At 64.9% G+C, this 536-nt stretch carries 1 protein-coding gene; it reads right to left on the reverse strand.

Annotated elements, in window-relative coordinates; all coding sequences use genetic code 11:
* The coding region (locus tag ISS99_RS00020; RefSeq protein ID WP_204629517.1) for a condensation domain-containing protein at positions 1 to 536 on the reverse strand (536 nt) is incomplete at both ends.

A 536-nucleotide genomic window follows, 5' to 3' on the forward strand; every position in this document is an offset into this window, starting at 1 on the left:
GTACGCAACACCTGCTGCTCGAACAGCTGATGGATGCACTGATCCTTCGGATACGGTGCGTCCGTCTGGTTCCAGGTGTGCAGCAGCAGCTCGCGTTCCTGCGCGCCGAGCAGATCGATCCGCGACACCGGCACGTGCGCATCGGCCACCATCGCCTGCAACACGCTAAGCAGGTAGCCGCGATAGCGCTCGATGGTTGCCGCGTCGAACAGCGCCGTGGCGTAGAACAGCGCGCCCTCAATGCTTCCCTCGCTCGTCTCGCCCAGCGTCAGGTCCAGGTCGAACTTGACGGTATGGAAGTCCATGGATGCCGGCTCGACGCGCACCCCCGGCAACGCCAGCTCGCCGGTATCGTTGTTCTGCCAGGCAAACATCACCTGGAACAGCGGCGTGTGATCCAGGCAACGCGGCGGCTGGGCGATCTCCACCACCTGCTCGAATGGCAGGTCCTGGTGATCCTGCGCCGACAGCGCCGTTTGCCGCACGCGGGCCAACAGCTCGGCCACGCTCGGTGCCTGCGACAGATCCATGCGCAA

The organism is Dyella mobilis, assembly GCF_016904945.1.
GTDB classification, from domain to species: domain Bacteria; phylum Pseudomonadota; class Gammaproteobacteria; order Xanthomonadales; family Rhodanobacteraceae; genus Dyella_B; species Dyella_B mobilis.